Raw genomic sequence first — 835 nt, forward strand, 5'->3', positions numbered from 1 at the left:
TAGAGCGTGTCTTCAAACCTAATTTAACCATAACAAAATAGAAGCCAACGATAAAAAGGCTGCAAATGTACAGGTTAGCTTATCGTAACGAGTGGCCAGTCTGCGATAGTGTTTAAGTTTGTTGAATAAACATTCAACCAGGTGGCGCTCTTTGTAAAGCCACCAATCGCACGTTCGTTGAATTTTTCGATGTTTCCGACTCGGAATGACAGCGGTGGCGTGCTGCTTCTCGATCAGTTCCAAAATGCGATTCATGTCATAACCTCGATCGGCTATCACCGTCTTGCCGGTCAGATCCATATCTTGAAGCATTTCATAGCCTTTAACACAGTCGTGGCAGTTGCCAGCGGTCAACTCAAAGCGTAACGGATTTCCAAGCGCATCTACGATTGCATGAATTTTGGTCGTTATTCCGCCTCTGGAGCGCCCGATGGCCTGGAATTGCTGCCCCCTTTTGCGCCCGCTCCATGTTGGTGGACGCGGACGATGGTAGCATCGATCATGATATTTTCAAAATCAGGGGCTACGGAAACATGCTTTAGAATTTCATCCCATATTCCCGCCATCTGCCAGCGACGGAAACGAGTGTACACCGTTTTCCATGAGCCGTAATGTTCAGGGAGGTCTCGCCATGGCGCTCCGCTTCTAGCGACCCAAAGCATGGCATTCAACATCATTCGGTTGTCCTTGGCAATACGTCCACCTTGACGTTTTCGCTCTGGTGGAAGTAAATCTTTAATTTGGTCCCATTGATCATCGCGTATTTCGTATCGTCTTCTCATAGGTTAAGTTTACCATGTTTTAATGTGAGCTTATAGTTTGAAGACACACTCTA

1 protein-coding gene is annotated in these 835 nt (G+C 46.6%); it reads right to left on the reverse strand.

Annotated features, from left to right (window positions below; all coding sequences use genetic code 11):
- Nucleotides 1-18: 18 nt before the first annotated feature.
- Nucleotides 19-782 (reverse strand): IS5 family transposase gene (locus DQX05_RS30150; protein WP_119796901.1). Its coding sequence is split into 2 segments (ribosomal slippage): nt 19-446 and nt 446-782, totalling 765 coding nucleotides; the frame shifts between segments, so codons are not numbered across the junction.
- Nucleotides 783-835: the final 53 nt, after the last annotated feature.

The organism is Paenibacillus thiaminolyticus (assembly GCF_003591545.1).
GTDB lineage: Bacteria > Bacillota > Bacilli > Paenibacillales > Paenibacillaceae > Paenibacillus_B > Paenibacillus_B thiaminolyticus_A.